Source organism: Natronomonas pharaonis DSM 2160, assembly GCF_000026045.1.
GTDB lineage: Archaea > Halobacteriota > Halobacteria > Halobacteriales > Haloarculaceae > Natronomonas > Natronomonas pharaonis.
Map to the genome: position 1 here is coordinate 1 of NC_007427.1, position 26,090 is coordinate 26,090.

Genomic DNA, 26,090 nt, shown 5'->3' on the forward strand with positions numbered 1-26,090 from the left:
GGTCGTGTCGCAAAGCGGTCTAGAGTTCAGTAGCAACTGACTCCCGTGAGGAACGGGACGCCTCTGGTGTCCATCCCAAGAGGTGTCCCATGCACGCCACAATCGACGTGCGGTTGACCGTTAGCATCGACGACCACAAAACGATACCGCTGGCCACGCTTGCCGAGTCCATTACCGACCAAAACATCGAATCGGTCCTTCTCGAAGGACTCGTCGAAAGCCTCGACGCGGCCCGCGTCGAGGCGCTCTGTGGCGAAAAACACACCCACGGCAACGGCGAAAACCGGTTCCAACGAGCCGGCACTGATACTCGCACAGCCGTCACAACCGCCGGTGAACACGAGCTCGATCTTCATTACGTCAAAGACACAGCTGCTGATCACGACGAATCCAGTTACTTCCGGCCCGTCGAAGACGTTCTCGGCTTCGACGGCCAAAATCGCTATCAACAGGACATTGCCGCCAAAAGCGTCGATCTCGCTACCTCACTCAGTTATCGTGATGCGGCAGATCACGGCGACGGCATCTTCGAGAGGATGCCGTCGCCGACCACCATCAACCGTCGCACCAAAGAATACGGCACCAAGCTCAAGCAGTTTCTTCCCGACTGTGTCGCTGACACCGACGCTGACGCCGTTATTCCTGACGGCACACAGTGTCACAGCCAAGACGAAGACCGCTCGTACCACTCTGTCCAAGCCACGCTTGGCGAAAACACCGCCGAGGAGTCACGCTCTCTGCTCGATCTCTCGGTCAACGCTGACTGGGACGAGACAGCCGCCGAACTCGAAGACATCGGCGCAGTCACTGACGACGCGACGGTCGTCAGTGACGGCGATAGCGGCATTGTCACAGCCTTTACGGACGAACACAGCGATCACCAACTCGATCTCGTCCACGTTGGCCGAACGCTTGACTACAACCTCTGGGACGACGGTGTCTTTTCGTTGGATCGGCGTAACCAGATCGTTTCAGAAGTAATCGAAGATGTGTTCCATCTGAAGAACTCGGTCATCAAGCACCGGCCAGAAGAGGAGTTCGCGGCGATCCGCGAGCGGATCACGCGAACGACCGAGCGTATCGAGAAGACAGCGTGGCAGCTGAATCAGTACGGGTCGGAGAAGGCGGCGAGGTATCTTCGGCGGTGGCTGCCGTCGATAGTGAGATTTGCCAAGCAGGCCATCGAGGGGTTCGAGGTGCCATGGACCTCGAACCCCGTCGAACGACTGATGGGCGAAGTCAGCAAGCGGTGCAAGAACCAGTGGATGCGCTGGACAAAGGAAGGATTAGAGGCGATCCTCCAGCTTCGGCTGGTGAAGTACGCTGATCCATCATACTACCAGTGGTTCCTCGACGAACTGCTCCAGCGACCGACCAAAACAGCAATGAGTTGTGACCTCTCAATTGAGAGCACCAGAGGCAAACTCTAGACCGCTTTGTGACACGACCGACTTTTTTGCTCTGTGGTGGCCCCCACGGGCGTTTCAGGGTCATCTTCAGCCGACTGCATCTCGTAATCTTCGACGAATTCCTGTAGCGAAGTTAGAACGGAGTGATAATCCTCATCTTCGCTAGCTTCAATTTCAACGTCAATCGGACCATCTTGAAACGAGATATGGATATCCATATCTCGTCGTGCTAGCCGAACCCACATGAAATCTCGCATCGATGCCATGATCTTGTAAAGGAGCAGCTGATCACTCTTGAAGCGGAAGAACAGAGCCGGTGATTAAGCCGCTCAGAGTTCAAATCAGCCGAGTGAGAGTTGTTTAAGCGCCTCACCGACCCGATGCCCTGGAATCATATACTCACCGCTGGCATTGCCGGCCTGAATGAATCCAAAATCACGGATGATTTGTCTCACTCGCTCATCTGAGACATCAGTCTCTTCACTTAAATCGGGCACAGATGCCCCGGCATTCTCAACGTAGCTAATGTCTACAGCAGCACGGTGCCCAAGCAGAAGTACAATCACTTGACCGGTAGTGGAGAGTTCTTCGTAGTCTGATCCAGTAATCGGATGAACCGTTCCCTCTGTAATCTGTACTACGCCCGAGAGCTGATCAGCCAGTGCCTGTCGGTCAAACTCATCGGGAGACTGTGCTAGATCTTCAAGTGGATTTTTATCATCGGCCGGTTCTGATATCTCGTCAATGAGGCCCGCTATTTCTCCCATGTTATCAGTACCGTTGCCGTAAACACGCAAAATTTCGGCTAACATCCATGAGCACATCGCTATCCCAGCCTGTGTATCAGCCCGATTAACAGGCACTTTGAGATTAACGTGGACAGAGTCTCTGTTGTTCCGGATATCATACGCAGCTCGGATTACCCTTGGAATCTGTAGGCGGACACTGTCGGGCTCGTCATTACCAATACCGTTGCTCAAGCACTTATTTACGAAATAGTCTACATTGGGACGCTTCTGTACCTCTTCGCCCATTTGGTCAAGTAGTATGTTGACCATATTCTCACAGAAATTCCCGATATGCGTCCCTGCTTCGGCGAACTCTCCTTCACTAAACCGGTTGCTCATCGACTCGTAATGGTCCAACAAACGTTCAAGAGATTCTTTATGAAGCCCGCCGGCCAGCAACTCCTCACGTACGCGCTCAACGCTCATCGTCGAGAGGTACCCCCAGCTAACATATTATGAAAACAATAATTCTATAACATAATAGCCTTTGTTGGTCAACTTTCGGTCTGCAGCGAGTTGTTTACCAAGTCTATCCCACACGGGTATCAGCAGCCTTGAGCAGGCTCGGCGTATCTTAACCAACTTCTGGCAGGTGTTCTCGTCTGTTGGTTAAAACTGTTTGTCTGAATCGACTCTGCGTAACAAAATACAGTATCACTTGCGAAGAGCCTCAACGAGCGACGTGCTGGTAGGCAAAAGCGACGAAGGCAACCTCGCCACAGCAATCTAAGACCACCCTCTTCAACCAGCGACACTACCGAACAACAGCCACGGGATAGCCGCCCTGCGGGTCAACCTCCCGAAGACCAAAGCCGTGCTCGGCAACGACCGCCAACACCACGGCTGGAACCCCCTCGTACGCCTCAGCCACCACAACTTCCGTCCGAAAACTCGGCTCGGCCTCAGCCGTCCGCGCGCCCTCATATCCTAGAGGTGTTTGCCCTCTCGCATGATTTCTATCCAACCGTTGCGAAGTTTTCGGCCGGTGGTCGTGACGTCCTCGAACGATGGAATCGCGATACCAACTAAAATCATCCTCGGTGCCGTTGTCATGCCCATGGAATCAGGGGATTCGTTCCGGGTCGTCATCAAGAAATCCGCTCTTGAGGCGAACGATGCGGCCCGGCGACTTTGTGACAAAGAAGGCGATTGCGTCGCATTTGACTCCGAAAAAGAGGCTGAAGAAATGGCTGCAGAATTAACTCGAGACGCGACAGGAGAGATCAAAATTCAGCAGGCAGCACCCAACGATCCGGCCGATGTCGACGCCTATCTCGTCCACTTTCCAAAACAGCGGAAGCGGACACCTGATGGGTCGCTGCAAAAGGGCTGGACGTTCGACACCACTGCCAACCAGTATGGGGCTATCGGAGAGACTCTCATCACAGCACCCGGAACACCGGCTGTCAAACACTTCGTCAAACAGGATTTAGGACCGTTACCCTCCGACGAAGTGGGAAGCCGAATCCGTACAGAGGTCAAAACCGACAAAGAGGAGTTCGACTGGGAGACGCTCCGTTCGGCGGTTGCGAACGACTGGATTAATTGGACGCCGGATTGTGAGATTCGAGTTTTGATCGGCTACCCCCCTGCACAGGTCCATCAGTACTTTTGCGAAATAAAATCGGGAGATGCATCGTTCGAGCGCAACCAGCAGGGGGCCATGGACGCAGCCTCGAAGAACGTGGATGTATTGAAAATTCGAGTCACACTCGAGGGGCTCCCCAATGAGTATTCAGTGAAATTCCGTCGAGTTGGTGATTCATCTCCGGATGTCAACTGGGAGAATCTTCTCGAGCGTGTCACCCCGTTCTGCCGCGACCAAACCGACCTGTCGGATTTTTACTAACGGACCCAGGCTATGTAGCACGGAATCACCGACGAAGGCGAAGCCTATCTCTATGAAAAACTCGATGCGAACGAGTTTGAATCACGGTGAATATCGTGAACGCGCCCTGATGTGTGTTGTTCACAATATCAAACAGTCTCTGACCCCGTGAAATCAAGCTACGTCTGGCGATTCACCACGACCATCTTTTTTGAGTGTTCGGGCCCGACCTGCAGGTCGCACTCGTGTCTCCTCGACAGCCGTCCGCAAGACGCGTTAAATACCCACGACATCCGCCCGCAGAGCGGGCCCCTCGGCGCTGTCCCACGAGACGATCATGGGCAAGCCAGAGGGGGCACGGAAGCAACAGCAGACGACGACGTGGTACGTCCACGCCGACCTTCACGCCGATGACCGCATTCTAGAGCATCTCGCTGACGCCGGCCCCGATACCCCAAGGAAATGGCGGACAGCGACCGGGTCCGATTCTCTCGCCAACACATCAATGCCCGCTGCAAGGCGCTGGTCGCATACGGACTCCTCGTCCACCTCGGCAACGGCGTCTACGACATCACACGAGAGGGTGAGCAGTACCTTGCTGGTAAACTCGACGCTCGTGACCTGGAGTCCGAATGAAGCTACTCCTCTAGAAGCGCCACTAGCCGGGCGACGTATGGGCTGTTTTCCCAACTGCGATGCGGGCTGATCGTCGTGATCAGCGTTCGCGCCGCTTCGGGGCTCAGATGTCCGTTCCGAGCGTAGTCGACGATGAGCTGCGGCGTCGGGACGATCCGTGGCCCCTGGAGTACGGCGTGGATGAGTGGGAAGTTCGTCCCACCGAACTCGTCGGTGAGAAACCCATCGACGTCGAGCGCGTTCGCGAGGACGATGCCGTCGGTTTCACCGTCGTCGAGCCCGAACGTCGGCCGCGAGTCTGGTGTGTCCTCGCGCTCGTACGGGTCCGTGACCGTGTAGTAGCTGCGGGCTGCGAGGACGTTACTCGCGGCTGCCCCGTGGATATCTTGATACTGCGTGATGTCACGGAGCTCTGAAACGACTTCCGACGGCACGAACACGTCACACGACGTGAGCAGATACTGAAACGGGTCGGGGGCATCGGTACCGACAGTTGCATCCGCACGAGGTACGGCGAGACTGACGAGCGCACTAGTGTCGGCGACGACCGTTCGCAGTCGCCGGCCGCTCATTGCTCGTCGTCGGCTGTGGTCTCGACCGCCGTCGCGTCGCCATCGTAGACGTCCACGTCGTCGGGGGCAGCGAGATCGAGTGGTTCATCCTCGAGATCCGCTTTGAGAAGCCGGAGGCGTTGGGCGGTCTCGGCGCCGACCAACTGCTTGACCGTCTCGAACGCAAGCTGGTCGTCGTAGTACTTCGTCGCGACCAACTCCTGAAATGTCTCGCTGTCGGCCGTATTTTCGATGTACTCACGAATCGCCTCGACAAGCAGATCCGTCCGATCCTTATCGAAGAGCTCCGCGATCGCATCCAGCCGGTCGACGAGATACTCCGGCGACTGGAAATGAACCCGCCGTGGATCGTCGCTTGCGCTCATTCTATGTGCATATTCTGCACATAGAGTGATAACCGTTTCGGCGTATGCACAGAGCTTGCACATCGGTCCTCTGACGGAACCGTCCCGCCAGTCTCAGTCGGAGTCCTGTGCGTTCAGCTCCTTGAGGAACCAGCTGGCTGCCGTCCCGATCCGAACGCCATCGACGTTGCGCATCTCAAGGCCGTTCGTGGCGGTCCGAAACGGCTCGTCGTCGACGAGGATACGGTGGATGACTGTGCGGACGGGATCGGTCCCGTAGGTATCAATAACGGTCGCCATCGTCCTGTCGAAATGCGCATCCTCGTGATCGGTTCGTGGGGCTTGGGCCCGGTGGATCACGAGGTCGACCACATCGTCGACCGATGCGTGGTCGGGATCTCCGGTTTGCTCACGAACGTCATAGGAAGGCTCTGTATCCGGCATTACGAGTCACTCCGTGGCGTCGTCCGTATCGGTTGTCGCCGCGTTCCAGGTCCTCGAACGCCGTCACTGTACGCGATCCATCTCGTCGGTCTGGAGGTTCTCGAGACGCTCCTCACCGTACTGGTCATCCGCCCTCTCGTGGTGGCGGTGGAGCCGGTAGGCAGATTGGAGCCGTTCCGTGTCGTCCGTGATCGCCCAGTACGGGCGCTTGTGCCGGACAAGGCCGCGGTCCTTCAGGCGTGAGAGAATCGCACTGACAGCGTCCGTCTCCAGCTCAAGTCGCTCGGCGATCGTCGCCGCCTTCCATGCCCGGTCGTCATGCGCATCCAGAAACCGCACGATCCGCTCGGTGTCGTTCCGCTCCGCGAAGTCGTCGGCATCGGCGTTTTCAAATTCGTCGATGTCGATGGTCCCGCTCGACATAGGCGAATGTTGGGACTGTTGGGACATAGATATTTGGCTTGTTTGTTACGTGGCGGAGATAGCTTCGGGCCCCGAAGGACTGAGAATAGGTCACTCCTGCAGAACGCTACGTTTCCCCTAATTGCCGTCCACTGGTGTTGGTCTGCAGAGTGCAACTGGCCTGCCATCGAGATGGCGGCATCGCCATGACCTTTAACCAACAGCCAGTAGCGTCTGTTGGTTAAGACCACAGCCAACTCCCCCACCGTCGCAACTGCCGATGGGACGAATGGCAGCGACACCGGGGGTCAGATATACGCCTGCGGGTTGCGTGAATGAACGGGCTTGACGACGCCGTTCCTGCGTTCTTCCGTGAGCTCCGTGAACGCGACGAGAAAGTGCTGGAGCAACGCGAGGTCTACAAGCTCCAGACCGTCGACCACGGGCAGATTGTGAAGTATCTCGGCGACTGACCGGTGGAGACCGCGAAGAGCGGCCTCCAGCGGGTCGGGTCTCACTCCCGATACGGCTTCGGAAAACTGCGGCTGAAGCCCCTTGGCGAATAGTATCAAGAACCAGAGAAGTAACGACTAACAGGCCACCAATGCAACACCAGAATCAGGATGAATCGGGCGAGAAGAATACAGCGGTGCGGCTGAATAAAGAAATCGTATCACCAACGACTGGTATCACCAATCCTGGTGAGGGCGTCACGCATTGTGATAAGCTGGACAAAATCAGCCCAAGCGTCCGGAGCTTTATTATCAGCCGCCGAGCAGGTGGACGCGTATGTCGCTGCCCCCCACTGCCAGCCGGCGCCGCATGCTGGCTGCGGCTGGCACCGCCCTCGCAACCTTCTCGCTTGCCGGCTGCTCCGATGAATCTGATGATGACGACCCAGAGGAGACTGAGCCTGAAGAACCAGAGCCAGAACCAGAACCAGAGCCAGAACCAGAGCCAGAACCAGAGCCAGAACCAGAGCCGGATGATGATGGTGGAGATGACTCCGAAGACGACGATGAACCCGAGCGGTCTGACGATTCTGCGCTGCTCTCGATTATCGAGACGCTCGATGGAGACGAGCCGCTGTTCGACCCTGGCACCGAGACGCTCTCTGGCGACGGCGACTCCGTCACCGACGAGATCTCACTCGGCGGCGCGCTCTCGGTCGTCATTGCTGAATTCGACGACGAGGGGACGGAGAACTATCAGCTCCAACTTGAGGGCGAGACGGATGAACTACTCGTTAACGCACTCGAGCCCGGAACGTTCGCCGGCGCGGTTCCGACACCCAGCGGTGACTATCTGTTTGACGTCACTGCACCCGGTGGATGGGAGCTGACGGTCGGGCAACCACTCGCGCCAGGCGAAGAGATTCGGACGCTGCCGGTCAACGCTTCAGGAGCAGGGCCTGATGTCGTTGGTCCGGTCGAACTGGACGGTGGCATGACGGTCTCTGGTCAACACGAGGGTGAGGAGAACTTCCAAGTCCACATCTACAGCGAGGACAACTCCGATCCGTTCGCCGGCGAGCTGGTGTTTAACGAAATCGGCGAATATGAGGGCGAAGAGCGTGCGGACAAGTCGGGCGTCTGCTGGCTCGACGTCGAGGCCGACGGAGCCTGGCGCCTCTCGATTGACTGACATCCTCCCACGGCTAAAGCCGATTGGATTTCGCCTCGATACCGCTGTAAGCGGCGTGCGCTAGTCTTGGAGCGTCGCGACTGTGCGGCCGGTTTCTTCGGCTTCTTCGCTCCGCGACATCCCGTATGTTGCGAGAGCCTCTTCAACCGCGTCGTCCAGGCTCATCGGTCAAACAAATCTTGACCCTGCCGAAGTATAATGTCTCGCACGATTTGCGTATCTGCCTAGGTACGCTCGGTTTCACGGTAGGCAACGTCACGATCAAGGTCTTCGTACATCGGTCAAGCATCGTGAACGCCGACTGGAACTGAGCGCAGTTCTCGCGCATATACTCGAGTGTCTCTGCCCTCGGGATCACCGGGGGCCCTTCGACGTGCTCGATGTCGGGTGGCACGCATGGCTCAAAGACGATCTGCAGCGGTCCGTCCAACTCGTCTCGGCGCTGTCGTTCGATGCAGTGGGGTAGCGGTGGAACATCCAGACAAGTCGTAGCGCGTGGTTTGCGGCGGTGTGTGTCGCTCGGACCCATCCCTGAATAGGTTGGCTTCCGCTCGCTACGTGGTCGACGGCCTGGCGCTTGTGAAGTACCTCGGGGTCAAGCCCCGAGGCACTCTGCCTGCTTTCTCTGTAGACCTCCCGTTGCTCGAGGATCTTCTCCGCTCGCTCACGGAGATCGCGTCGATTCTCCTTCCACCACCACGGCACGTTCTGGTCAGCGGCCTTGGTACTCCGACCGGAACAAAGCCCGCGCTGAAACCCAAGGCCTGCCCACGGTGTTTTCTCCGCCTTTCCCAGACCGCACCGAATACTAAGCTAAATCCCGAGTCGATTGTCAGGGCCGAACCGAATTTGACCTTTGCCGTAGTACACGTCCACTGATGGGCGACCAAAATGCAAACAACGGATGAGCCAATTCGCGTTCTGCACATCGACGACGAGCCGGACTTTGCAGAGGTTGCTGCCGAGCTTCTTGAAAAGCAAGACGACCAGTTCGATGTCGAGGCGGTGACTGACTCGGATGAAGCTCTGGCCCGCCCTATCGGCACCGAATTCGACTGTATCATCTCAGATTACGAAATGCCAGAACGGGACGGCATCGAACTCCTGAAGCGGGTACGAGATGTCTATCCAGAGCTGCCGTTCATTTTGTTCACTGCCAAAGGCAGCGAGGAAGTCGCGAGCGAAGCCATCTCCGCAGGTGTCACTGACTACCTACAAAAGGGAGCTGGGACAAGTCAGTATACGGTTCTCGCAAACCGCATTAAAAACGTTGTCAATCAGCACCGCTCACAACAAGCAGCCCAAGATGCTGAACGAAAGCTCACGCAGTTGGCAGAGCGGACCGACGACCTCCTCTTCATATTCTCGAACAGTCACAATGAGATTGGGTTCATCAATTCGGCCTACGAAGATATTTGGGGACGGGACACCGCTAGCTTGCGAGAGGACCCAGGCCAGCTCTTGAAATCCGTTATCCCCGATGACCGTGACCGGTTTTCTCAGGCTGTCGAGCGACTTTCTGCTGGCACCTCCGATGCGGTCGAATTCCGCATTGAGCGTCCCGACGGTGAAATCCGATGGATACGGTCAGAACTCAAGCCGATCTCTGACGAAGACGGCACCGTTGTCCGCATCGTCGGCGTCGGGCGGGATATTACCGAGCGCGTGGAGCGCCAGCGGGAGCTTGAGCGGGTCAAACAGCGGTACCAAGCGCTGCTTGAGAACACGATGGACGTGACTACGGTTCTCGACGGAGACGGTCGAATATCGTACCAAAGCCCGGCAGTAGAGCGACTCCTCAAATACGAGCCAGAAGAGATGGTTGGCGACGTCGTGTTTGATTATATCCACCCCGACGATCGCGAGCATGTCACCCAGCAGTTCACCGAGCTCATAGAACAGTCCGAAACAGCCACAAAAAGACTCACGTTCCGACTGCAACATTCTGACGGCACGTGGGTCTGGGTCGAAACAATCGGAAGCAATCAGACTGACACCGAGGTTGACGGATACGTCTTCAACTCTCGCGATATCACTGCTCGTGAGGAATATCGCCAGCGACTGGAGACGATGCTTGAAAACCTTCCTGGTTACGTTTACCGCCACCGCGATAAGTCGGAGTATCCCCTTGAGTTCGTCAAAGGGTCGGTCGAGGCTGTCACCGGGTATACGTCTGCGGAACTCACACAAGAAGTCGGTCTGGCTGAAGAGATTATTCACCCCGATGACCGAGCAGACGTGCGGTCTGAGAGTAGGGCAGAGTCGGATGAAAACGAGAGCTACGAACACACCTACCGGATACTCACAAAGAGCGGTGACACACGGTGGGTCTGGGAGCGCGGCCGACGTGTTCAGGATCCGGTTAGCGGAGACCCGAAACTCGAGGGATTCATCACCGATATCACCGATCAAAAAGAGCGAGAGCGGCAGCTACAGCAACAAAAACAGCAGCTCGATGAGTTCGCCAGCGTCGTCTCCCATGACCTCCAGAACCCACTGAGTGTCGCGCAAGGCCGTCTTGAGCTCATGCGCACAGAGTACGACAGCGAGCATATCGCTTCACTCGACCGCGCCCTCACACGGATGGAGACCCTCATTGATGACCTTTTAACGCTTGCTCGTGAAGGCACCCGGGTCCAAGAAACGGGTGCAGTTGATCTCGCAGAGCTCTTCGAACAGTGCTGGCAAAGCGTCTCAACAGCCGGTGCAACCCTTCATACGCAGCTTGACCGGACAGTTCACGCCGACCGAAACAGACTCGCGCAGGTGCTGGAAAATCTCTACCGAAACGCCGTTGAGCACGGCGGCAGTGACGTGCAAGTGACGGCTGGTGAACTAGATGACGGATTCTATATTGAGGATGACGGGGCAGGAATTCCTGTAGCTGAGCGTGAAAATATCTTCGAGTCTGGCCATTCGACAAACGGCGGGACAGGACTCGGACTAACAATCGTCAGACAGATTGTTGAAGCCCACGGTTGGGAGATATCTGTGACGGATGGCACGGATGGTGGCGCTCGGTTTGAGATTACGTTGTACTCCTCATCCTAACGGCCTTCAGACAAAGCTGCTCTACTATCTTCAGCAAGAATTTTTATAACGCTTATCCGAAGAATATCGGACTGTAAAGCGTCTCTGTATCCGATTTAGAAAGTCGTATCCCTTCCGAGACCGACCGGTATGTAAGATGAAGTCGTTGAAGCTCGATATGGTCCAGTACGACTGTCCGTACATTCGGACCAGTAAGAGCCACGACGTCGCTTTCCGTACGCAGCACTGGGAGTTCAACCAGGCGAACCGCACGCTTGAGACGCGATTACTCACCATCGGTGAGGACTCAGAGGAGTTACACAGCGCACTCGAGGCGCTAAACAGTTGTGAGATGCTCCAAGACTACGACTTACTCTCGCGAAAGCGGAATACGGCGCTTCTACGCTCCCGAATCGACGAAACTGATGCCATGCGAACAATCCGAAAAAACGGCGGCTATGTGACCGGACCATTCGTAATTCGAAACGGGAGCGAGATCTGGAACGTTGGCTTCGACCGGGGCCAAGCAGCCGGCGACGCTCTCTCGGAGCTGGACCGGTCAAACGAGTTCTCAATCAAAAGCGACGACTCGGTCCATATCGATGATTTCTTTGATATCCTTCAGAACGTCGAATCACTTGGTTCACTACTGAGAACCCTACAAAGCCTCACTGATAGAGAGCGGGAAACGCTTGAAACCGCAGTCGAAGACGGATACTTCGCAACACCTCGTGGAACGACACTCGACGGAATCGGAGAAGAATTCGATATCTCTAGAATGGGTGCCTCAAAGAACCTCCGACGAAGTCAACGAAAGGTCCTGCGGAAGGTCATCCACGTACTAAACGATGTTGAGGCACAGATGGAACTGCAAGAAGAAGGCCCAGAGACCCAGGAGCTGGACGAGTAACCGCCCGTTCTATCCTAAAAATTATCTGATTGGTTGATGGATTTCAGGCGCTAAGCCTTCTTCTTCTTCAAGCAGTCGCCAACGGCGGCAAGTAGGCAGGTGTAGTTCATCGGATGATTCCTTGCGGGTCGATTTCCTCACGGAGCAGCCGGAGTTGTTTGTCAGTCGGTTCTGGGCTCCGTTCGTAGTCGCCAATATGGATCTCGAAGCCGCTTTCTTCAATTACTGTCTCCTCTTCGACGCCGGGGTGTAGGTATTCAAGCGTCAATTCTTGGTTGTCATCAAATCCGTAGACACCATACTGGGTGATAACGTTGCTTGGTCCTGTCTCCGCCGGGAGGCCAGCTTCTTTACGAGCACCCGGACCATCAAGATAGCCCGGCGTAGTGCGGAAATCGAGCTCCTCAACGAAGCTGGTTTCATCTTGGCGCATCGCGACGATTGTTTCGTTCGCGAGCGAGCCGATGTCGTTTGCGCCACCGCTACCGGGAAACCGGACGGTCGGGTGTTCCCAGTCGCCGATAACGGTCGAATTCAGGTTTCCGTGGCGGTCTATCTGCGCGGCACCGAGGAATCCATAATCGACAAATCCCGCGCTCATATAGGACATCACTTCGTGCATACCGGCGGCTTTCACCCCACGATGGAACGTCCGTTCGTCGCCGACTGAGACCGGCAACTCCGGCGCATCTGGGCCGATCCCCCCGGCTTCATAGATCATCGTCGCGTCAGGTGCGTGGGTTTTCTGTGCTAGCATCGCTGCAAGCATCGGCATACCTGTGCCGACAATAATTGTACTCTCATCTTCGATGAGCGTTGACGCGACGGTCGTCAGGAGCTCCGTTGGGGAATACGACTCGCTCATGCGCGGTCACCTCCATCGTGGCTGCTAGCCTCCTCGGATTCATATTTTTCAATCGCTTCGAGCTCAGCCAACCGCGTTTCGCCGCCGATGGCTTCGAGGTACTCTTCGAAATCATCAGTGCCGGTAACATAGCGGTCAAGATATTCATCGATCCCTGACTCGGTTTCCGTAAGCTCCATCCACTCTTCGAGATGGTCCTCATCGAAGTAGTACTGATAGGGCATCTCCCCTGGGTGGCTTCCATACGGCGCCTCAACGACAGCATCGACGAGGAAATACGGGATCTCAACGTCTTCGGACCGGCTCCGTAGCTCGTCGCTGTCGACAATCTCTTCGGCAGTGAGTATCAGTCGCTTGGCAGCCCCCGCGAGTTCCGGGTCTTCGACGCTGATGCCGTCGATAACAGCGTTCCCGTATTTATCGGCCTTTGTGACATGGATGCAGACGACGTCAGGATAGCAGGCGGGAACGAGAGTGATTGGCTCACCAGTCCATGGATCTTCGACGATTTTCGCTGAGCTCTTTTCGAACGTGTCCGTCCCTGCAAGGACCCTGGTGGGAATGAATGGGACGCCCATCTTTGCGGCGAGAAAGCGCCACTGCAGGGTTGCGTTGCTCGCCTCGGCAACGACCTCGACATCGCCCTCCTCAACCCGGCGGCGGCCTGCGGGGGCCAGACCGCGAGTCTCGTGGGCAAAGCAGTATGCGGTCTCAACCTTCGATACGGCTCCTGCCGCAATCAGCAAATCAGCGTCGAACACGGTGGTCTTTCCTGAAAGCGTCAGGTCTGTCACCTCCTGCCGGATTATCTCATGGAGAATTGGCGTTGCTATCCGAACGTGGCCGAAGCCCCCGCTGGCGAGCAGGTCACCGTCGTCGACGAACTGATCAACGGCTTCCGCCGCGGTCGTTCGCTTGTCTTCGAACGCCCGTGAACGGTGTTCTTGATTCCAAGCTCGCATCTCGTCGGGATGTTCCCAGCCGACGAGTTCACCTTCGCCCTCGTCGATAACGTTCATTCTGCATTCACCTCAACCTCGGAAGCGGAACTGCTACTAGAATATGTAACGCTCAATTGATATCTGAAAACGGTCGGTTCGATATCGAGAGAGGTCCGCCCAACACAGTCGTCGGGGGCAGTCGTGCTTCTGTCTGTCGTCAGTGTGGCTACCATTGATAGAAAATACGGGCCACATGAGCGAAAACCGGCGGGTTGATATGTATACCCAGTTTTGCGGGATGGCGGGCGGGTGTCGCACAACAGCGCTGCTTGATGGCCCTGTTTCTCGCAAAATTAGGCCTGGCGGTCTGCAAACGGCGGCTGGGGGCCAGCCGCCTACACCTTCAAAAAGAGCACAATCAGGTTGATGATTAGCATCGCGATGAACCCGATGAGCCAGAGTTCCATATCAATCACCTCCTTAGAGTTTGAAGATCGGCTTGACATGTTCAGGAACGTTCTCGCCACTGGCGCCGTCCGTCAGGAACGAGACGAAAATGGTCACCGATATTGAGACGGCTATTGCGATGAAATAGAAGTCCATCCCGATGGGGAATGTGAATCCGAGCTGCGTCGCTGCCAGCAACGTGATGTTGAGTATCAACGCGGAGGCGAGTCCAGCGGTGACTCCCTCACGGCTTGCACCCTTCCAAAGCAGGCCAACAACGACCGCAGGGACGGTTCCGCTGACGAATGTCCCCCAGCCGAAGGTGCCGAGAATCGCGACGAGGTGGCCACCATAGAGGCCGAAAAGCACCGACCCAACGCCGACACCGAGCACTGCAGCACGTCCAAGCCACGTCTCGCGTCGCTCGGAAACCTTCCAGCCCATCGCCCGCACGAAATCCCGGGCGATTGCGCCGGAGGCTACCGACAGGAAGAACGCAGCGGTTGACATAATTGCGGCCACTAAGCCCGCGTAAATGATCATTTGCAGGACAATATGGAGCCGCTCAACGAACTCAAAGGCGGCCATGTCGGGATCAACGAGCGGTTCGATGGTTCCCGTAGCGACCATATAGAGCGCGACGAAGCCGATAAGCATCCAGAGAAGGCTTCCGACGGCGTAGGTAACACCGCTGACGAGGCCGACCGTACGCAGTCCTTTCGGGTCGTCAATCGAGAACATGCGCTGGAGAACCTGTGGCTGCCCCATAACGCCGATGCTGAAGACGATGGGCCATATCAGAAGCAGACCGGGAGCGGCACCCTCGGCGAGTCCCCAACCATCAAGCAGCTGTGGCGTGAAGGCTTTCGTCACGTCTTCGCCGGTGAGCTCGCCAGCCTCAACGACTGTTACCGTCGTACTTCCCATCCCACCGGCGATTTGGAAGAAGCCGACAACAACGCCGACAACGCCGATGAGCATTACGGCACCAGTGTACGCTCCTGCAAGCTGAGCCGATGCCATTCCACCGACGGCGACATAGAGGATTATCAGGCCGAAGACAAGCCAGACGGCAGCTTCTATTGAGATACCCAAAATGACCGACAGCACGTATCCACCGCCGGCGACCTGCGAGGCGAGGTACGCCCAGCAGGCGATGAAGAGAATCAACGCGAGCATCGCACGGATTGCACCGCTGTTGAATCGCTCATCGGCGATGTCGCCGAGCGTGCCGATGTCAGCGACATCTGCCATCCCACGCACGCGCTTGCCGATAATCCAATAGGCCATTGCAAAGCCAAGCCCACTGGCGAAAGTCATCCACAGCGAGGAGGTGCCCATCTCGTAGACAAGCCCCGGCCCGCCGATGAACCCGAACGCGCTCATGATGCCGGACATGCTCGCAAGGGTAATCACCGCTGCACCGAACATCTTGGTCGCACCATAGAACTCGTCAGAGGAGTCAATCAACCGCTTGCTATACAGCCCGACACCGAAGACTGAGAGGATAAATAGAGCGACAAAGCCCGGAACGACCAGGTCCATCATCAGTCATCCACCTCAGCTGATTCGGACTGTCCCGTCGTGTTGGTCTCTGCTTTGACCTGCTCGACTTCTTCGAGGAAGCGATCCCACTCGCCTTCCGGAAGGAAGTATGTCCTGAAATAGAGGCCATACGCTAACGTGACTGTCATGAATCCACCAACCCAGTACAGCCAGTACGCAGCAGCGAAAGAGGGGTGCATACCGGTGATCAAGAAGTCTGGAGCGCCGCTGAACGCATTTGCGTAGTACTCAACCAAAATGAACGCCGACAACTGTAGTCCCGTCCAGACCCCAAGCGGGTATACGAGAAGCTTCGTCGATATCTTCCCGCCAGAACTTGCGCCGATAACGAACCACGGGTGGAAGAGAAACACCGACAGAAGCAACGCGACAAACCACCGGCCTGCCAGTCCGAGGGCGAGAACAGCTGCCCACAGAACGCCGCTGGCAAGCATTAATTCCGACGTTCGGCTTTCGATATCCACGTAGCCGTCTAGCATGGTCCAACCTCTCGGGAGACTGCTGCTCGGCGGTCGCGCTGTCGCTGCAGGGTAGCTCTGTATATCATATCTGTATCACTCATATGTATTTGTGAACCCATCGTCCCACAGCAGGTCATCGCCGTTCAGGTGTTTACCATGGCGAGAGAGACCGAACGCGAAGAGGTTACCGACCTCAATCGGCTCCATCATCTCTCCGCCTCGCGCCTGTCCAAGCATCACATCCTCAACAACTTCTCGTTCAGTGATGTCACGTTCGTGGGCTGTGGCTGCAATCTGGTCCAGCACTAGTGGCGTTTTGACGTAACCAGTGCTAGCGGTAAACGCGCGAATGTCGCTTTCACCTTCCGCAGCAATCGATTTCGTGAGCCCGCGGAGACCGAACTTCATAGTATTGTAGGCGACCTTGTCGCGGGTCACGTAATGGCCGTGAACTGAGGCCATGTTCGCGACCGCGCCAACACCGTCATCAGCCTCCCGAATATGTGGCAGCGCCAGCTGCGTGATGTACATCGGCGCGCGAAGCATCACCTGATAGAGTCGGTCAAACATCTCCATCGGGAACGACTCAATCGGTGCGACGTGCTGCATACCAGCAACGTTCACGACGTATCGCAGCTGTCCAGCATTGGCCGCCGTTTCAGCTAAGGCTTCAATTTCGGCATCGTCAGTCAGGTCACAGACGATAGGCTTGATTTCGCCGTCAACATTGAGTTCCTCGCCTTTTTGGGCGGTGTTGTACAATCCGTCTTCATCAACATCGGTGGCGACTGTCGTCAGGCCGTTGGCAGCCAAAACGAGTGCCGTCGCGCGGCCGATACCTGATGCCGCACCGGTCACAAGTGCCACGTTGTTCGAGGTGAAGTGTGGATCATCGATCCGGTGGATCACCTCGGTGGTGATTTCCGGGGGTTCGATACTGTCTTCAGCTTCGGGACTGCTCATGTGGGTAGAATAAAGGACTGTACCGCGGTCAAACGGGAGGTTGACATGTAACCGCCACGCCTTTGCGACACACCTATCAGTTGTTGAAAATACGATTTATTTATTCATTCATCATTTCTAGTGAATCTTTATCGAACAACGCTCTAGCGTAGCACATTGTTGATTTCAGAGAGTCGCTTTGACGGCATGTTTGAGCGCTTCTCGTCCGGGGGTGCGGTAGAGTTCTCGTACTGAGTTGGAACGCTCGGAGATACTGTGTGAGGCAGTCTTTTGAGATGCCTCGATGCGGCGAGAGCCACCGTCGCGCCAGCGACGCGTGGCTCTCGCAAGTGTTCACGTGGATCTTGTCGTCAGCGTACTCGCCGGCTCCGTGAACGACGTATTCGCGGTCGAATTGGTCGTCTTCTGCAAGCGGGTCGTACGCACGAAATCCGTCGGTATAGACGGTGAGGTGCTCCTGCTGGCGGTCAGCCAGCAGGAGCCGAATCGTCGATTCATCAGCGGATTTCGCTGGCACGATGTATCGCTGCTCGGTGCCGCGATCTACGAGGACGAAAACGGGCGGCTTGTCCTGTTCATACGTTCCGCGCCCGCGTTGAGAGAGGCCGCGAGAGCGCGACCAGCGGTCGCGCTCGCGGTCTTTCAAGCCGGCAGAGACGTAGAGCTCGTCAGTTTCGATGGGGCCACGGAGATCGAGTGACGGATGCGCCGAGCTACGCCACCAGCCGACGGCGCTGTATCGCCTCCTATACGACCCACGAGAAGAAGGCGAATAGCGGTAGGGTGGGGGAGTTCACTCGCTGCTAAGGAGCTCTAGAACTGTAACAGCAATACTGATCGAGTCTGTATTGCCAGCTCCCGCCAATCAGAGGAACAGCAATGCGAAAACGAGGAGCACCGCCAGCACCGTAATGACTCCTGTCTTATTCACGCTGAGCTTCTCAACAGTGCCTTTGGCTGCCACCTCGTCTTCATATTGCTGTCGGGTGTCGTCCGACCGGAAGTGCTTTTTTGCCCCAACGAAGCGGTCGGTGACAGCACACTCGACACAGACCGGTTCGCCGGTCACCCCGTCATGACGCATGTACCGCTCGGCGACTATCGTCTCACAAAGCGGGCAAAACGCATAGGTTGGGTCACCGATCGCCTCTTTGAGCGCCGTTGCGGCTGCAGGAACGGAATCGATTGACCCACGTCCTTCTTCAGCAAATCGGCACGTTTCAATGGTGTTATCGACGACCCAGCTATCATCGGCCGTCGCAAACCAATCAAGTGCGTAGGTCCGCTTGTTCAGCTTCATGCTGGCGTCAATCCGGCAGACGTAGAATGGCCGCAGCAGTCGAATCGTGACATCGTCCAGTGAGGGGGCGCACTCTTTGCTGTAAGTCTGGTTGTTATCGCCGGTGTAGGAGACGGTCTCAGTCAGCCGGTCGCGCTCCTGTTGTTTGATCCATCGTCGGAATTCCTGGTCGGTCCCCCCAAATCGACGTCGGTCGATCCTGTCTGCAACCTGCGTGTATTCGGCTTCGTCAATGACCTTGACGTCGGTATCCAAATCGTATGCTGACACAATCGTATCAAGATCATCAGTGAGTCCATCCAGTTCCGAACTCATTCCATCAACGACGATATTGTCCGTCTCGTCGATGGTGTGGATGACGCCAGCGCCGGTCTCGAACACTCGATTGGTCTTTGTGTCGGCCGCAATCACCGGATGTAACGAGATGGTTGTCAACGGATCGGGAACCTCATCCCGGGAGAGGTACTTAATGCGGTCAATGACCGCGTAGAACTCATCCAGAACGTGCTGTGGGCGTGGTGGGTGGAGAACGCTATCCGTGATAATCTCAACGCGACCATTGTACAGGTCCATACCAACCTCGTCAGCAACCTCGCGGATCCGCTGCCCATCGAAAATCTCGATGCCGACCTGCTCGGCATACTCGATTGCTGGGTTGGTCAGGCGACCGGTTGTAGCGATCATCCCGCGTTTTGGCCCGTCGTGGCTGTAGGTACTGACCGCCGAGTCAAGCTTCTGGACGACAGGCCGCCCAACAGTATCCGTGTGCTTACACTCGACAACGACGGCTTCATCTTTCCCTCTGGATGCGGAGTCGATCATCGTGATATCTCGACCTTTATCGGCCGTCTTGCGGGATTTCTCGACGTCCTCATAGCCCAGGTTCCGGAAGACGCTACACATCACCTCTTCAAACTCGAATCCGTCGACTTCATCTAATATTGGCATTGGTCGGAGAGCTTGCATGTACTGTCTGGGAGACAGCTCTAAAATCCCCGTGTTTAATATCAGCATACGGCAAAGAGAAGTTTGCCGTGCTCGGTCGTTCCGCCGCAGTGACAGCATCCCCCCGCTAGTCAGAGCTCGTCAGAAATTTTCACGTAACGCTCTTCCGTAGGAGATTGTTGATTCAGTTGTGTTGCTCATCTGTTTGACCGAGATCTGCGTGTAGAGCGGTTCCTGATTGATGACTCAGTTCATCATAATCAGTGCACAATCACAAGAGGGCGCTCCATCAACAATGTGCTACACAAGAGCGTAGGGGGAATGTTATCTCGCCGACAAAATTGTATTCAATCTCTCTCAATCTCGTGGCTCCAGTTTTTGTTGGGCTTGTTCTGACTCGTTGCGCCTCACTTGACAACCGGCATTGAGGACCGGAGCTATGCTTATGTAGAGGCGGAGTCGGTGAATAAACACGGTGAGGCGCATCAAGTGTATTCAATATCCGCTCGCACAGTCGCCTGATGATACTGTGGTCCCGGGAGGTGTGGAGACAATTACGTGTGGTGCCGATGGCGTCCGGTTCGTCCAAGCAAATGGCGACGAAACGTGTACGGGACAATACGATGATCGCCGACACCCACAGGTGTTCGTCCACGAACAGAACTACTGGTTTATCGAATTCTCTGACGACTGGGCTGAGCGGTGGAACCTCAATCACAGGTCGCCTGGAAGGCAAGTAGACAAGCTACTCCTGGCTATGAATATCCAGCTTGACCCTGGTGTTATTCTGACAACCACGGCAAGGCACACTCATCATGCAGTGATGTTCAATGAAGACTGGCAAGCGATTACGAGAGATGGGGACTTTGTATCGACTCTTAGAGCTGTGGAGACCGAACCAGACTGCGCTGAAATCGATGCTGACACTGTCTCAAACATTGTCGACGCACTGGAGACTCACTCTGTCTTCGCCACCAATCTCAATGATCACGAACGGGACGTAATTAACGCAATTGAGCTGTACGCTGATGGACTCTACTCATTTGATGCGAGCATCCAATGGTCGTACTTCTGGTTCTGTATCGAGAACCTTCTGGGAGAAGGGAGAGGTTCCGGCCGTGACACAAAGAACCATCTCGTCCAACAAGACCTCTTATCCACTGAAGACGCAGACAAGTGGAAGAGCGCAGTAGATCGAATCAAGCATCCGGACAAGGGTGTAGACAGCGATATGACGGATATATCGCTACCTTCTGCATTCAAATGTCGTGAGGTCGCCTCAGAGGTGCTGCTCGGACGGCTTACGGATAGGTGACAGAGATATCCTGATTGTAGCTGTGTTTCAGTTGGCGTACTCAATTCGCTGCTGGGTACGAGTAAACGACCCCCTCCGTGTTTCTACATAAGAGCGAAGACGACTCGACACCGGGGCAACCGACAGCACGTATCACCTCCGAATCAACGTCGAGCCGGACACGCTTGCGCCGATAGAGTCCTAACTGAACCCGCTAACTCGCAGAGCAAAGCAGCCTACCGCGTCTCGCCGCCATTTATTTATATGTAGTTGCACAAAATCAGATAGTGTCTGAAATGGCGAAACAGGATATAAGGATCTGTATCGATGCGTATCCCGGCCCGGACACCGATGTCTTTCGGATCAGTGCTGCGGACAATATTCTTCGGCTGCTTGCCGACGCCCACGAGACGGAGTTTACCATTCCCGAACTCGTCGACGCCACCGGTGTTACTCGCTCAACGGTCTGGCGGGCCGTCGACCTCCTCAACAGTATCGGCGCCATCCAGATTCGAGAGACGCCCCAGCGAAACTACATCTCGATCAACCCAGACCGTCTCCAGAAAGACGACCCGATCCTCGGGATTCCTCAATCAGAATTCCACGCGCCGATCCGAGCATTCGTCGACCGCGTCCAAGCCACGACCGCCGACGCCGACGACATTAACGATCTCCTCGGGATCGTCGTCTTTGGAAGCGTCGCCCGTGGGGAGGCAGACCGCCAGAGCGATATCGATTGCTTCGTGGTCGTCGATGGCGACCGGACAACAGCCCGCCGGCAGATTACCGACGTCGTCGCCGATCTCCAGTCCGAACGGTTCGACGGTGACAGATTCGTGTTTGAGCCGTATGTCGAATCTGTAGAGAGCGCTGGGAGGGCCGGATCGAAACTCCACGAGATCTTTACCGAGGGGATTACAGTATACAGGAGCGACCGCCTCGACGCGCTCCGCAAGGAGGTCGTCGCCGATGAGTAGTACGCGCATCGAGCATCTCATCGACGAGGTGCAAGCCGCATTTGACCGCCGGCCAACGGACATTGAGGCCGGTCTCGATGTTGAGGACGCCGCCCTGCTCCAGCTACGGAAGGCCTGTCGGTTGCTCGCCGGCGCCGAGTCTCTCCGGGATGCCAGCTACTACACGCTCGTCATCGAAGCGTCGTTTGTCGCCATTGAACGCACCGTCGAATTTCGGCTCCTCGAGCGCGGCACGATGCAGCCGGATGATCTCCCCGGTACCCATCCTGGTGTCTATCGGGAGGCTGCAGCGGCCGGTGTCTTCGGGGAGTCAGTGGCCGCGGACCTCGCGGATCTCTGGCGTGACCACCGAGCAAAGACGTATTATCAGGATGGACTTGCCTCCGCAGCGCGTGCCGACGCGATGTACGAACTCGCTACTGAACTCCACGCATACGTAACTGGCCGATCTCGACAGGGTCACGAGTGCCTCTGCGGAGAGACAACGTAGCGAATTCGTGTCCACCAGAAGACGACAGTAGGTGAGTCTGGTTAACCGACGCGAGAGGTGATTACGGTTTATCGCGAGGTATTTGAGTTCTAAGTAGTACCTTTGCTTGACTCTCACACGGCTGTTGGGAGAGCGGAGCATTCGCAGAGCAGGTTGGTACCTGCTGTCTCGCTCAGGCACGGTCAGCTGCCAACGGTCTCGGCCGTTGGCAGCTGACGAGCTTGGATGATTTGGAGCCCAGCAGTTAGGCCGACTGCTGGGGGTCGACCTCGTACTCTCCGGGGTCGACTCGTTCGATACCGGTGCCCGGTTCGTCGGCGGATTGGTCCAGCAGCGCCCGACACTTTGCTTTCGGCACGGGGCAGCCTCTCGCAACCTCGTCGAGGGCGACGGAGATAGGATCGGGAGCTTCCTCTGCGTCTCCATCAAGATCACGGTCGGCCAGTACTGCGCCTACGATTGTCGAGACAGCACTCCGAACCTGTTCGGCGTGATACGCTTCAATGTCGCCGACGGACCGCTCGCCGTGCTCGAAGACAGCCCTGCCGCAGCTCCCTTCGAGCAGTTGGCCGAGGCCGTCGCCGACCGCGTCGGGGTCAGAAACCGCGCCGAAGTCGCCGACATTGACCCCGAAGATGCCCCTGGCGAGCCAACTGGGACGGAATCGTATCTCGAAGCCGCGACGACCGAGTCACAGGAGGCCGACGTAGCATCCAAAAGCAGCCGGTCCGACTCCGATAGCTCACCTGAGGATGACGCTGGCACGGACGGGCTCTCGGGCGGCCTCGACATCTCGGAAAAGTAGGCGCTGGCGAGCCCAGCAACAACAATTCGTTTTCGAAGTCCGCTCCTCGCTGCATTTGGTTGGGTGTGTCCCCAGTTGCTTGTTGCTGCATACTCTGAAGAAAGATGAAACATTACTCAATCAATGCCCACCGTCTATCGACCAGTATCCACCAGCAAGTGATACGAAGTGGCGTATTCTGCCGCAAAATCTCCCATCCCATCGAAACTATTAATTGAGAAAGTCTTCAACTAGACGCCAATGGCACAGACAACAGAGCGACTTCAACGCTATCTCAGCGACGAACTCGGAGAGTGTTGCAGCGAGGATGTCGAACAGCGGCTCAACGAACTGGAAACGCTTGGCGACGCGCTTGCGACCGAACAGATAGCAAGCGAGCTGGATGTGCTTTCGGCGCTCGCCAACGAGACCCGGTATACGATCATCCGTGTGCTCGTCGCCGCTGAGGAGGAACTCTGTGTCTGTGAACTGAATGCCGTCGTCGACGTCACCGAGAGCGGACTCAGTCATGCGCTTTCACAGCTCGTGGATGCGGACCTCGTCGACGGCCGTAAGGACGGCCGCTGGAAGAAGTACCGAGCGACCAACCGTGCAGTAGCGCTTGTTACCCTGCTTGAAGGCAGTGTGAGCACGGATGCGTGACGCCGGCCACGAGCACGGCCCTGACTGTGGTTGCGAAAGCTGCGGTGACCCACGGTCGATGGATTTCCTTGATAAGTATCTGACCGTCTGGATATTCTTAGCGATGGGTGTTGGCGTCGGGCTGGGCTATGTCGCGCCCAGCATCGTTGCCCCGATTCAGGAGTATTACTTGGTCGAGATCGGCCTCATTGCGATGATGTATCCGCCGTTGGCGAAGGTCAACTACCGTCAGCTCCCGCGAGTGTTCAGCGCGTGGCGCGTTCTCAGCTTGAGCCTCATCCAAAACTGGCTCATCGGGCCGACGCTGATGTTCCTGCTCGCCGTGGTCTTCTTTAGCGGCCTCGTCCCGCCGTTCCCGGCCCATCCCGAATACTTCCTCGGGCTGATTTTCATCGGCATGGCCCGCTGTATCGCAATGGTGCTCGTCTGGAACGACCTTGCGGACGGCTCCTCGGAGTATGCTGCCGGACTGGTCGCGTTCAACAGCGTCTTCCAGATAATCACCTACGGTGTGTACATCTGGTTTTTCGCGCTGTTCCTGCCGCCGTTGTTGGGTATGGATGCACTGGCCGCTGGCATCGGGACCTTCGATATTACCGTCACACAGGTGTTTTGGGCGATCGCGATATTCCTCGGCATTCCCTTCGCTGGCGGTATCCTGACCCGACTCGGCGGTGTTCGAACGAAAGGCGAAACATGGTATGAAGAGGAGTTCGTCCCGAAAATCAGCCCGGTGACGCTGCTTGCGCTGCTCTTTACTGTCATCGTGATGTTCGCCACTCAGGGCGATAATATTCTTGCCCAGCCAACCGACGTATTGTGGATCGCTGTCCCCCTGACGATCTACTTTATTATCATGTTCTTGGTGAGCTTCGCGATGGGACGCGGCATCGGCGCAGACTACTCGACGACGACCGCCATCGGGTTCACCGCCGCGTCGAACAATTTCGAACTCGCAATAGCCGTCTCCGTTGCCGTCTTCGGCGTCGGCTCCGGCGTCGCGTTCGCGACCGTCATCGGCCCCCTCATCGAGGTTCCCGTATTGCTTGCGCTGGTGAACGTCGCGATCTACTTCCAGCAGCGATTCGATTGGGCTGGCTACGAAACCGGCCAGATAGAACGTCCCGCTTCAGCGGCTGAAGAACAGTCTCCACCCAGCACAAACGACGATTAACCACTCGACGAACAATGATACTTGATACACTACTGGTTCCGACCGACGGCAGCGAACCGGCTGTGGCTGCTGCACAGCGGGCCTTCGAGCTTGCTGTGGAGCTTGATGCAACGGTACATATCCTTTCGGTCGCAGACAGTTCGATAGCAACCGGGGCCGGCTATTCGGGCGACTCCACATCGATTCGCGAGCAACTGCGACAGACGGCTACGGACAGAGCCACTTCGCTCCGTGATACGGCTTCCGAGTACGGGCTGGATGCGACCGCTGTCGTTCGAGAAGGCATCCCTGCGCAGGAAATCGTGGCGTATGCTGACGACCACGCGGTCGATGCGATCACTATCGGAACGTCCGGACGGGGCGGCGTCACCCGCGCAATCATCGGCAGTGTCGCCGACAAAGTCGTTCGAACATCGCCCGTGCCTGTTGTGACGGTCACCCCGGCGGCGGCTCGGGCGGAGACGGGGGTGTCTGGGGTCGACTCGATGCTCGTCCCCACGGATGGAAGCGACCCGGCCACGGTGGCTATCGAGCACGCCCTACTGGTCGCAGCACAGCTCGAAGCCACGGTCCACCTGCTCTCGGTTCGCAACGCTGGGCTCGAAGCGTCGTTGTCGGCCGCCACAGCAGACGACGCTGCCTCTCACCCACAGCCCCGCGAGCACATCGTGGAGCACCTGCAGACGCTCGCGGCCGATGCGGAAGCGAACAATCTTGCGACCACCACGGCAATCACAGACGGCTCACCCGCCCGAGAGATTATAGCGTACGCTGATGAGAACGACGTCGACATGATCGCGATGGGCACTCACGGCCGCGGGGGCTTCGAGCGGGCTGTGGTTGGAAGCGTGACCGACGCAGTGATTCGGGAGTCATCAGTTCCCGTATTTTCCGTTCGACCGGACAGTGTCGCTCTAGAAGACGTTGATGAGACGTAGCTGAACCCATCGCACCGATTTCGAAATCCATTCGTGAACGGAAACAGCAACGACAGGCATGTCTGACGCAGCGACGCTATTTGAGAATCCGGTCTTTCGGTGGGGATGGGCGCTTTTGATGCCGCTTTGCTTGCGGCGATAGGACTGTTCTTCGTTGAGGATGCAACCGTCCGGCTGGGGCTGTATGGGTTGGCTGCAGCCAGTCTCGTGCTCACGCCGATGGTGCTACGACGAGCAGCCGAAAACTAGTGAGTGCCTCCTCCGAGAATTGATAA

At 56.7% G+C, this 26,090-nt stretch carries 25 protein-coding genes and 4 pseudogenes; 15 read left to right on the plus strand and 14 right to left on the minus strand.

All coding sequences use genetic code 11. From position 1 onward, the window contains the following. Positions 1-89: 89 nt before the first annotated feature. Positions 90-1,430, plus strand: coding sequence for an ISH6-like element ISNph3 family transposase (locus tag NP_RS13245; RefSeq protein ID WP_011324389.1), 1,341 nt, complete (start codon positions 90-92; stop codon positions 1,428-1,430). Here the strand turns inward: NP_RS13245 and NP_RS13250 are convergent. Both NP_RS13250 and NP_RS13255 read right to left on the minus strand, forming a co-directional pair. Next, complete coding sequence (locus NP_RS13250; protein WP_049939893.1) at positions 1,427-1,627, minus strand: hypothetical protein; 201 nt, start codon at positions 1,625-1,627, stop codon at positions 1,427-1,429. The two genes, NP_RS13245 and NP_RS13250, sit on opposite strands and share 4 nt — an antisense overlap. 123 nt (positions 1,628-1,750) lie before the next feature. Further along, the gene (locus NP_RS13255; RefSeq protein WP_011324391.1) at positions 1,751-2,623 is read right to left on the minus strand and encodes a hypothetical protein; all 873 of its coding nucleotides are present in this window, start codon (positions 2,621-2,623) and stop codon (positions 1,751-1,753) included. A gap of 523 nt (positions 2,624-3,146) precedes the next feature. On the opposite strand from NP_RS13255, the gene NP_RS13260 reads away from it, so the two are divergent. Together NP_RS13260 and NP_RS13265 are read left to right on the plus strand one after the other, a co-directional pair. After that, complete coding sequence (locus NP_RS13260) at positions 3,147-4,046, plus strand: hypothetical protein (protein WP_011324392.1); 900 nt, start codon at positions 3,147-3,149, stop codon at positions 4,044-4,046. Between the two features lie 397 nt (positions 4,047-4,443). Further along, positions 4,444-4,661: pseudogene (locus NP_RS13265) on the plus strand (MarR family transcriptional regulator). A gap of 2 nt (positions 4,662-4,663) precedes the next feature. Here the strand turns inward: NP_RS13265 and NP_RS13270 are convergent. The 4 genes from NP_RS13270 to NP_RS13285 all read right to left on the minus strand — a co-directional run bounded on the left by NP_RS13270 (position 4,664) and on the right by NP_RS13285 (position 6,444). Next, positions 4,664-5,233, minus strand: coding sequence for a hypothetical protein (locus NP_RS13270; protein WP_011324394.1), 570 nt, complete (start codon positions 5,231-5,233; stop codon positions 4,664-4,666). Next, positions 5,230-5,598, minus strand: a complete 369-nt coding sequence (locus NP_RS13275) for a ribbon-helix-helix domain-containing protein (protein ID WP_049939896.1) — start codon at positions 5,596-5,598, stop codon at positions 5,230-5,232. The genes NP_RS13270 and NP_RS13275 overlap by 4 nt, the downstream gene beginning before the upstream one ends. Positions 5,599-5,691: 93 nt before the next feature. Continuing rightward, entirely contained in the window at positions 5,692-6,021 is a 330-nt protein-coding gene (locus NP_RS13280) for a hypothetical protein (RefSeq protein WP_011324396.1), read from the minus strand. 63 nt (positions 6,022-6,084) lie between these two features. After that, positions 6,085-6,444 carry a MarR family transcriptional regulator gene (locus NP_RS13285; RefSeq protein ID WP_049939897.1) on the minus strand — a complete coding sequence of 120 codons (360 nt, stop codon included), beginning with the start codon at positions 6,442-6,444 and terminating at the stop codon, positions 6,085-6,087. Between the two features lie 353 nt (positions 6,445-6,797). Between NP_RS13285 and NP_RS14235 the strand changes: the two are divergent. Further along, positions 6,798-6,989 (plus strand): annotated as a pseudogene (locus NP_RS14235) (hypothetical protein); the annotation flags it as partial. A gap of 223 nt (positions 6,990-7,212) precedes the next feature. Then, positions 7,213-8,067: a hypothetical protein gene (locus NP_RS14690; RefSeq protein WP_011324399.1), complete on the plus strand. Its 855-nt coding sequence runs from the start codon at positions 7,213-7,215 to the stop codon at positions 8,065-8,067. A 224-nt stretch (positions 8,068-8,291) separates the two neighbouring features. Here NP_RS14690 and NP_RS15010 read toward each other — a convergent pair. Beyond that, positions 8,292-8,533: pseudogene (locus NP_RS15010) on the minus strand (RNA polymerase subunit sigma-70); the annotation flags it as partial. A 425-nt stretch (positions 8,534-8,958) separates the two neighbouring features. Here NP_RS15010 and NP_RS13295 point away from each other — a divergent pair. Continuing rightward, a complete protein-coding gene (locus NP_RS13295) occupies positions 8,959-11,118 on the plus strand; it encodes a hybrid sensor histidine kinase/response regulator (RefSeq protein ID WP_011324401.1) in 2,160 nt (719 codons plus the stop codon). Positions 11,119-11,275: 157 nt separating this feature from the next. Further along, on the plus strand, positions 11,276-12,007 hold the full coding sequence (locus NP_RS13300; protein WP_083761701.1) for a helix-turn-helix domain-containing protein: 732 nt from the start codon (positions 11,276-11,278) through the stop codon (positions 12,005-12,007). A gap of 106 nt (positions 12,008-12,113) precedes the next feature. On the opposite strand, the gene NP_RS13305 is transcribed toward NP_RS13300, so the two are convergent. The 7 genes and pseudogenes from NP_RS13305 to NP_RS13335 all read right to left on the minus strand — a co-directional run bounded on the left by NP_RS13305 (position 12,114) and on the right by NP_RS13335 (position 19,498). Further along, positions 12,114-12,872 (minus strand): CoA-transferase subunit beta, encoded by a 759-nt coding sequence (locus NP_RS13305; protein WP_011324403.1) that lies wholly within the window; start codon positions 12,870-12,872, stop codon positions 12,114-12,116. Continuing rightward, entirely contained in the window at positions 12,869-13,891 is a 1,023-nt protein-coding gene (locus NP_RS13310) for a CoA transferase subunit A (protein WP_011324404.1), read from the minus strand. The genes NP_RS13305 and NP_RS13310 overlap by 4 nt, the downstream gene beginning before the upstream one ends. A gap of 402 nt (positions 13,892-14,293) precedes the next feature. Further along, entirely contained in the window at positions 14,294-15,808 is a 1,515-nt protein-coding gene (locus NP_RS13315) for a sodium:solute symporter family transporter (RefSeq protein ID WP_011324405.1), read from the minus strand. Next, a complete protein-coding gene (locus NP_RS13320; protein WP_011324406.1) occupies positions 15,808-16,305 on the minus strand; it encodes a hypothetical protein in 498 nt (165 codons plus the stop codon). The genes NP_RS13315 and NP_RS13320 overlap by 1 nt, the downstream gene beginning before the upstream one ends. Before the next feature lie 75 nt (positions 16,306-16,380). Beyond that, complete coding sequence (locus NP_RS13325; RefSeq protein ID WP_011324407.1) at positions 16,381-17,250, minus strand: SDR family NAD(P)-dependent oxidoreductase; 870 nt, start codon at positions 17,248-17,250, stop codon at positions 16,381-16,383. Positions 17,251-17,415: 165 nt separating this feature from the next. Then, a pseudogene (locus tag NP_RS14250) lies at positions 17,416-17,953 on the minus strand (IS1595 family transposase); the annotation flags it as partial. 162 nt (positions 17,954-18,115) lie between these two features. After that, on the minus strand, positions 18,116-19,498 hold the full coding sequence (locus NP_RS13335) for a restriction endonuclease (protein WP_011324408.1): 1,383 nt from the start codon (positions 19,496-19,498) through the stop codon (positions 18,116-18,118). 541 nt (positions 19,499-20,039) lie between these two features. Between NP_RS13335 and NP_RS13340 the strand changes: the two genes are divergently transcribed. The 8 genes from NP_RS13340 to NP_RS14655 all read left to right on the plus strand — a co-directional run bounded on the left by NP_RS13340 (position 20,040) and on the right by NP_RS14655 (position 26,064). Next, complete coding sequence (locus NP_RS13340) at positions 20,040-20,810, plus strand: hypothetical protein (protein ID WP_148215496.1); 771 nt, start codon at positions 20,040-20,042, stop codon at positions 20,808-20,810. A gap of 275 nt (positions 20,811-21,085) precedes the next feature. Then, positions 21,086-21,766 (plus strand): nucleotidyltransferase domain-containing protein, encoded by a 681-nt coding sequence (locus tag NP_RS13345; protein ID WP_049939904.1) that lies wholly within the window; start codon positions 21,086-21,088, stop codon positions 21,764-21,766. After that, complete coding sequence (locus tag NP_RS13350; protein ID WP_011324411.1) at positions 21,759-22,256, plus strand: hypothetical protein; 498 nt, start codon at positions 21,759-21,761, stop codon at positions 22,254-22,256. Before NP_RS13345 ends, NP_RS13350 begins: the two co-directional genes overlap by 8 nt. Positions 22,257-22,746: 490 nt before the next feature. Then, a complete protein-coding gene (locus NP_RS13355; RefSeq protein WP_049939906.1) occupies positions 22,747-23,061 on the plus strand; it encodes a hypothetical protein in 315 nt (104 codons plus the stop codon). 240 nt (positions 23,062-23,301) lie between these two features. Then, positions 23,302-23,703 carry an ArsR/SmtB family transcription factor gene (locus NP_RS13360; protein ID WP_011324413.1) on the plus strand — a complete coding sequence of 134 codons (402 nt, stop codon included), beginning with the start codon at positions 23,302-23,304 and terminating at the stop codon, positions 23,701-23,703. Then, the gene (arsB, locus tag NP_RS13365; protein WP_049939907.1) at positions 23,696-24,877 is read left to right on the plus strand and encodes an ACR3 family arsenite efflux transporter; all 1,182 of its coding nucleotides are present in this window, start codon (positions 23,696-23,698) and stop codon (positions 24,875-24,877) included. Before NP_RS13360 ends, arsB begins: the two co-directional genes overlap by 8 nt. Positions 24,878-24,891: 14 nt before the next feature. After that, a complete protein-coding gene (locus NP_RS13370; RefSeq protein ID WP_011324415.1) occupies positions 24,892-25,815 on the plus strand; it encodes a universal stress protein in 924 nt (307 codons plus the stop codon). A 105-nt stretch (positions 25,816-25,920) separates the two neighbouring features. Then, the gene (locus tag NP_RS14655; protein ID WP_158303767.1) at positions 25,921-26,064 is read left to right on the plus strand and encodes a hypothetical protein; all 144 of its coding nucleotides are present in this window, start codon (positions 25,921-25,923) and stop codon (positions 26,062-26,064) included. Positions 26,065-26,090: the final 26 nt, after the last annotated feature.

Excerpts from the sequence above, each read along its gene's own strand:
- NP_RS13245 (WP_011324389.1), top strand. The coding sequence starts at position 90 with ATGCACGCCACAATCGACGTGCGGTTGACCGTTAGCATCGACGACCAC.
- NP_RS13250 (WP_049939893.1), bottom strand. The coding sequence starts at position 1,627 with ATGGATATCCATATCTCGTTTCAAGATGGTCCGATTGACGTTGAAATT.
- NP_RS13255 (WP_011324391.1), bottom strand. The coding sequence starts at position 2,623 with ATGAGCGTTGAGCGCGTACGTGAGGAGTTGCTGGCCGGCGGGCTTCAT.
- NP_RS13260 (WP_011324392.1), top strand. The coding sequence starts at position 3,147 with ATGATTTCTATCCAACCGTTGCGAAGTTTTCGGCCGGTGGTCGTGACG.
- NP_RS13270 (WP_011324394.1), bottom strand. The coding sequence starts at position 5,233 with ATGAGCGGCCGGCGACTGCGAACGGTCGTCGCCGACACTAGTGCGCTC.
- NP_RS13275 (WP_049939896.1), bottom strand. The coding sequence starts at position 5,598 with ATGAGCGCAAGCGACGATCCACGGCGGGTTCATTTCCAGTCGCCGGAG.
- NP_RS13280 (WP_011324396.1), bottom strand. The coding sequence starts at position 6,021 with ATGCCGGATACAGAGCCTTCCTATGACGTTCGTGAGCAAACCGGAGAT.
- NP_RS13285 (WP_049939897.1), bottom strand. The coding sequence starts at position 6,444 with ATGTCGAGCGGGACCATCGACATCGACGAATTTGAAAACGCCGATGCC.
- NP_RS14690 (WP_011324399.1), top strand. The coding sequence starts at position 7,213 with ATGTCGCTGCCCCCCACTGCCAGCCGGCGCCGCATGCTGGCTGCGGCT.
- NP_RS13295 (WP_011324401.1), top strand. The coding sequence starts at position 8,959 with ATGCAAACAACGGATGAGCCAATTCGCGTTCTGCACATCGACGACGAG.
- NP_RS13300 (WP_083761701.1), top strand. The coding sequence starts at position 11,276 with ATGGTCCAGTACGACTGTCCGTACATTCGGACCAGTAAGAGCCACGAC.
- NP_RS13305 (WP_011324403.1), bottom strand. The coding sequence starts at position 12,872 with ATGAGCGAGTCGTATTCCCCAACGGAGCTCCTGACGACCGTCGCGTCA.
- NP_RS13310 (WP_011324404.1), bottom strand. The coding sequence starts at position 13,891 with ATGAACGTTATCGACGAGGGCGAAGGTGAACTCGTCGGCTGGGAACAT.
- NP_RS13315 (WP_011324405.1), bottom strand. The coding sequence starts at position 15,808 with ATGATGGACCTGGTCGTTCCGGGCTTTGTCGCTCTATTTATCCTCTCA.
- NP_RS13320 (WP_011324406.1), bottom strand. The coding sequence starts at position 16,305 with ATGCTAGACGGCTACGTGGATATCGAAAGCCGAACGTCGGAATTAATG.
- NP_RS13325 (WP_011324407.1), bottom strand. The coding sequence starts at position 17,250 with ATGAGCAGTCCCGAAGCTGAAGACAGTATCGAACCCCCGGAAATCACC.
- NP_RS13335 (WP_011324408.1), bottom strand. The coding sequence starts at position 19,498 with ATGCCAATATTAGATGAAGTCGACGGATTCGAGTTTGAAGAGGTGATG.
- NP_RS13345 (WP_049939904.1), top strand. The coding sequence starts at position 21,086 with ATGGCGAAACAGGATATAAGGATCTGTATCGATGCGTATCCCGGCCCG.
- NP_RS13350 (WP_011324411.1), top strand. The coding sequence starts at position 21,759 with ATGAGTAGTACGCGCATCGAGCATCTCATCGACGAGGTGCAAGCCGCA.
- NP_RS13360 (WP_011324413.1), top strand. The coding sequence starts at position 23,302 with ATGGCACAGACAACAGAGCGACTTCAACGCTATCTCAGCGACGAACTC.
- arsB (WP_049939907.1), top strand. The coding sequence starts at position 23,696 with ATGCGTGACGCCGGCCACGAGCACGGCCCTGACTGTGGTTGCGAAAGC.
- NP_RS13370 (WP_011324415.1), top strand. The coding sequence starts at position 24,892 with ATGATACTTGATACACTACTGGTTCCGACCGACGGCAGCGAACCGGCT.
- NP_RS14655 (WP_158303767.1), top strand. The coding sequence starts at position 25,921 with ATGGGCGCTTTTGATGCCGCTTTGCTTGCGGCGATAGGACTGTTCTTC.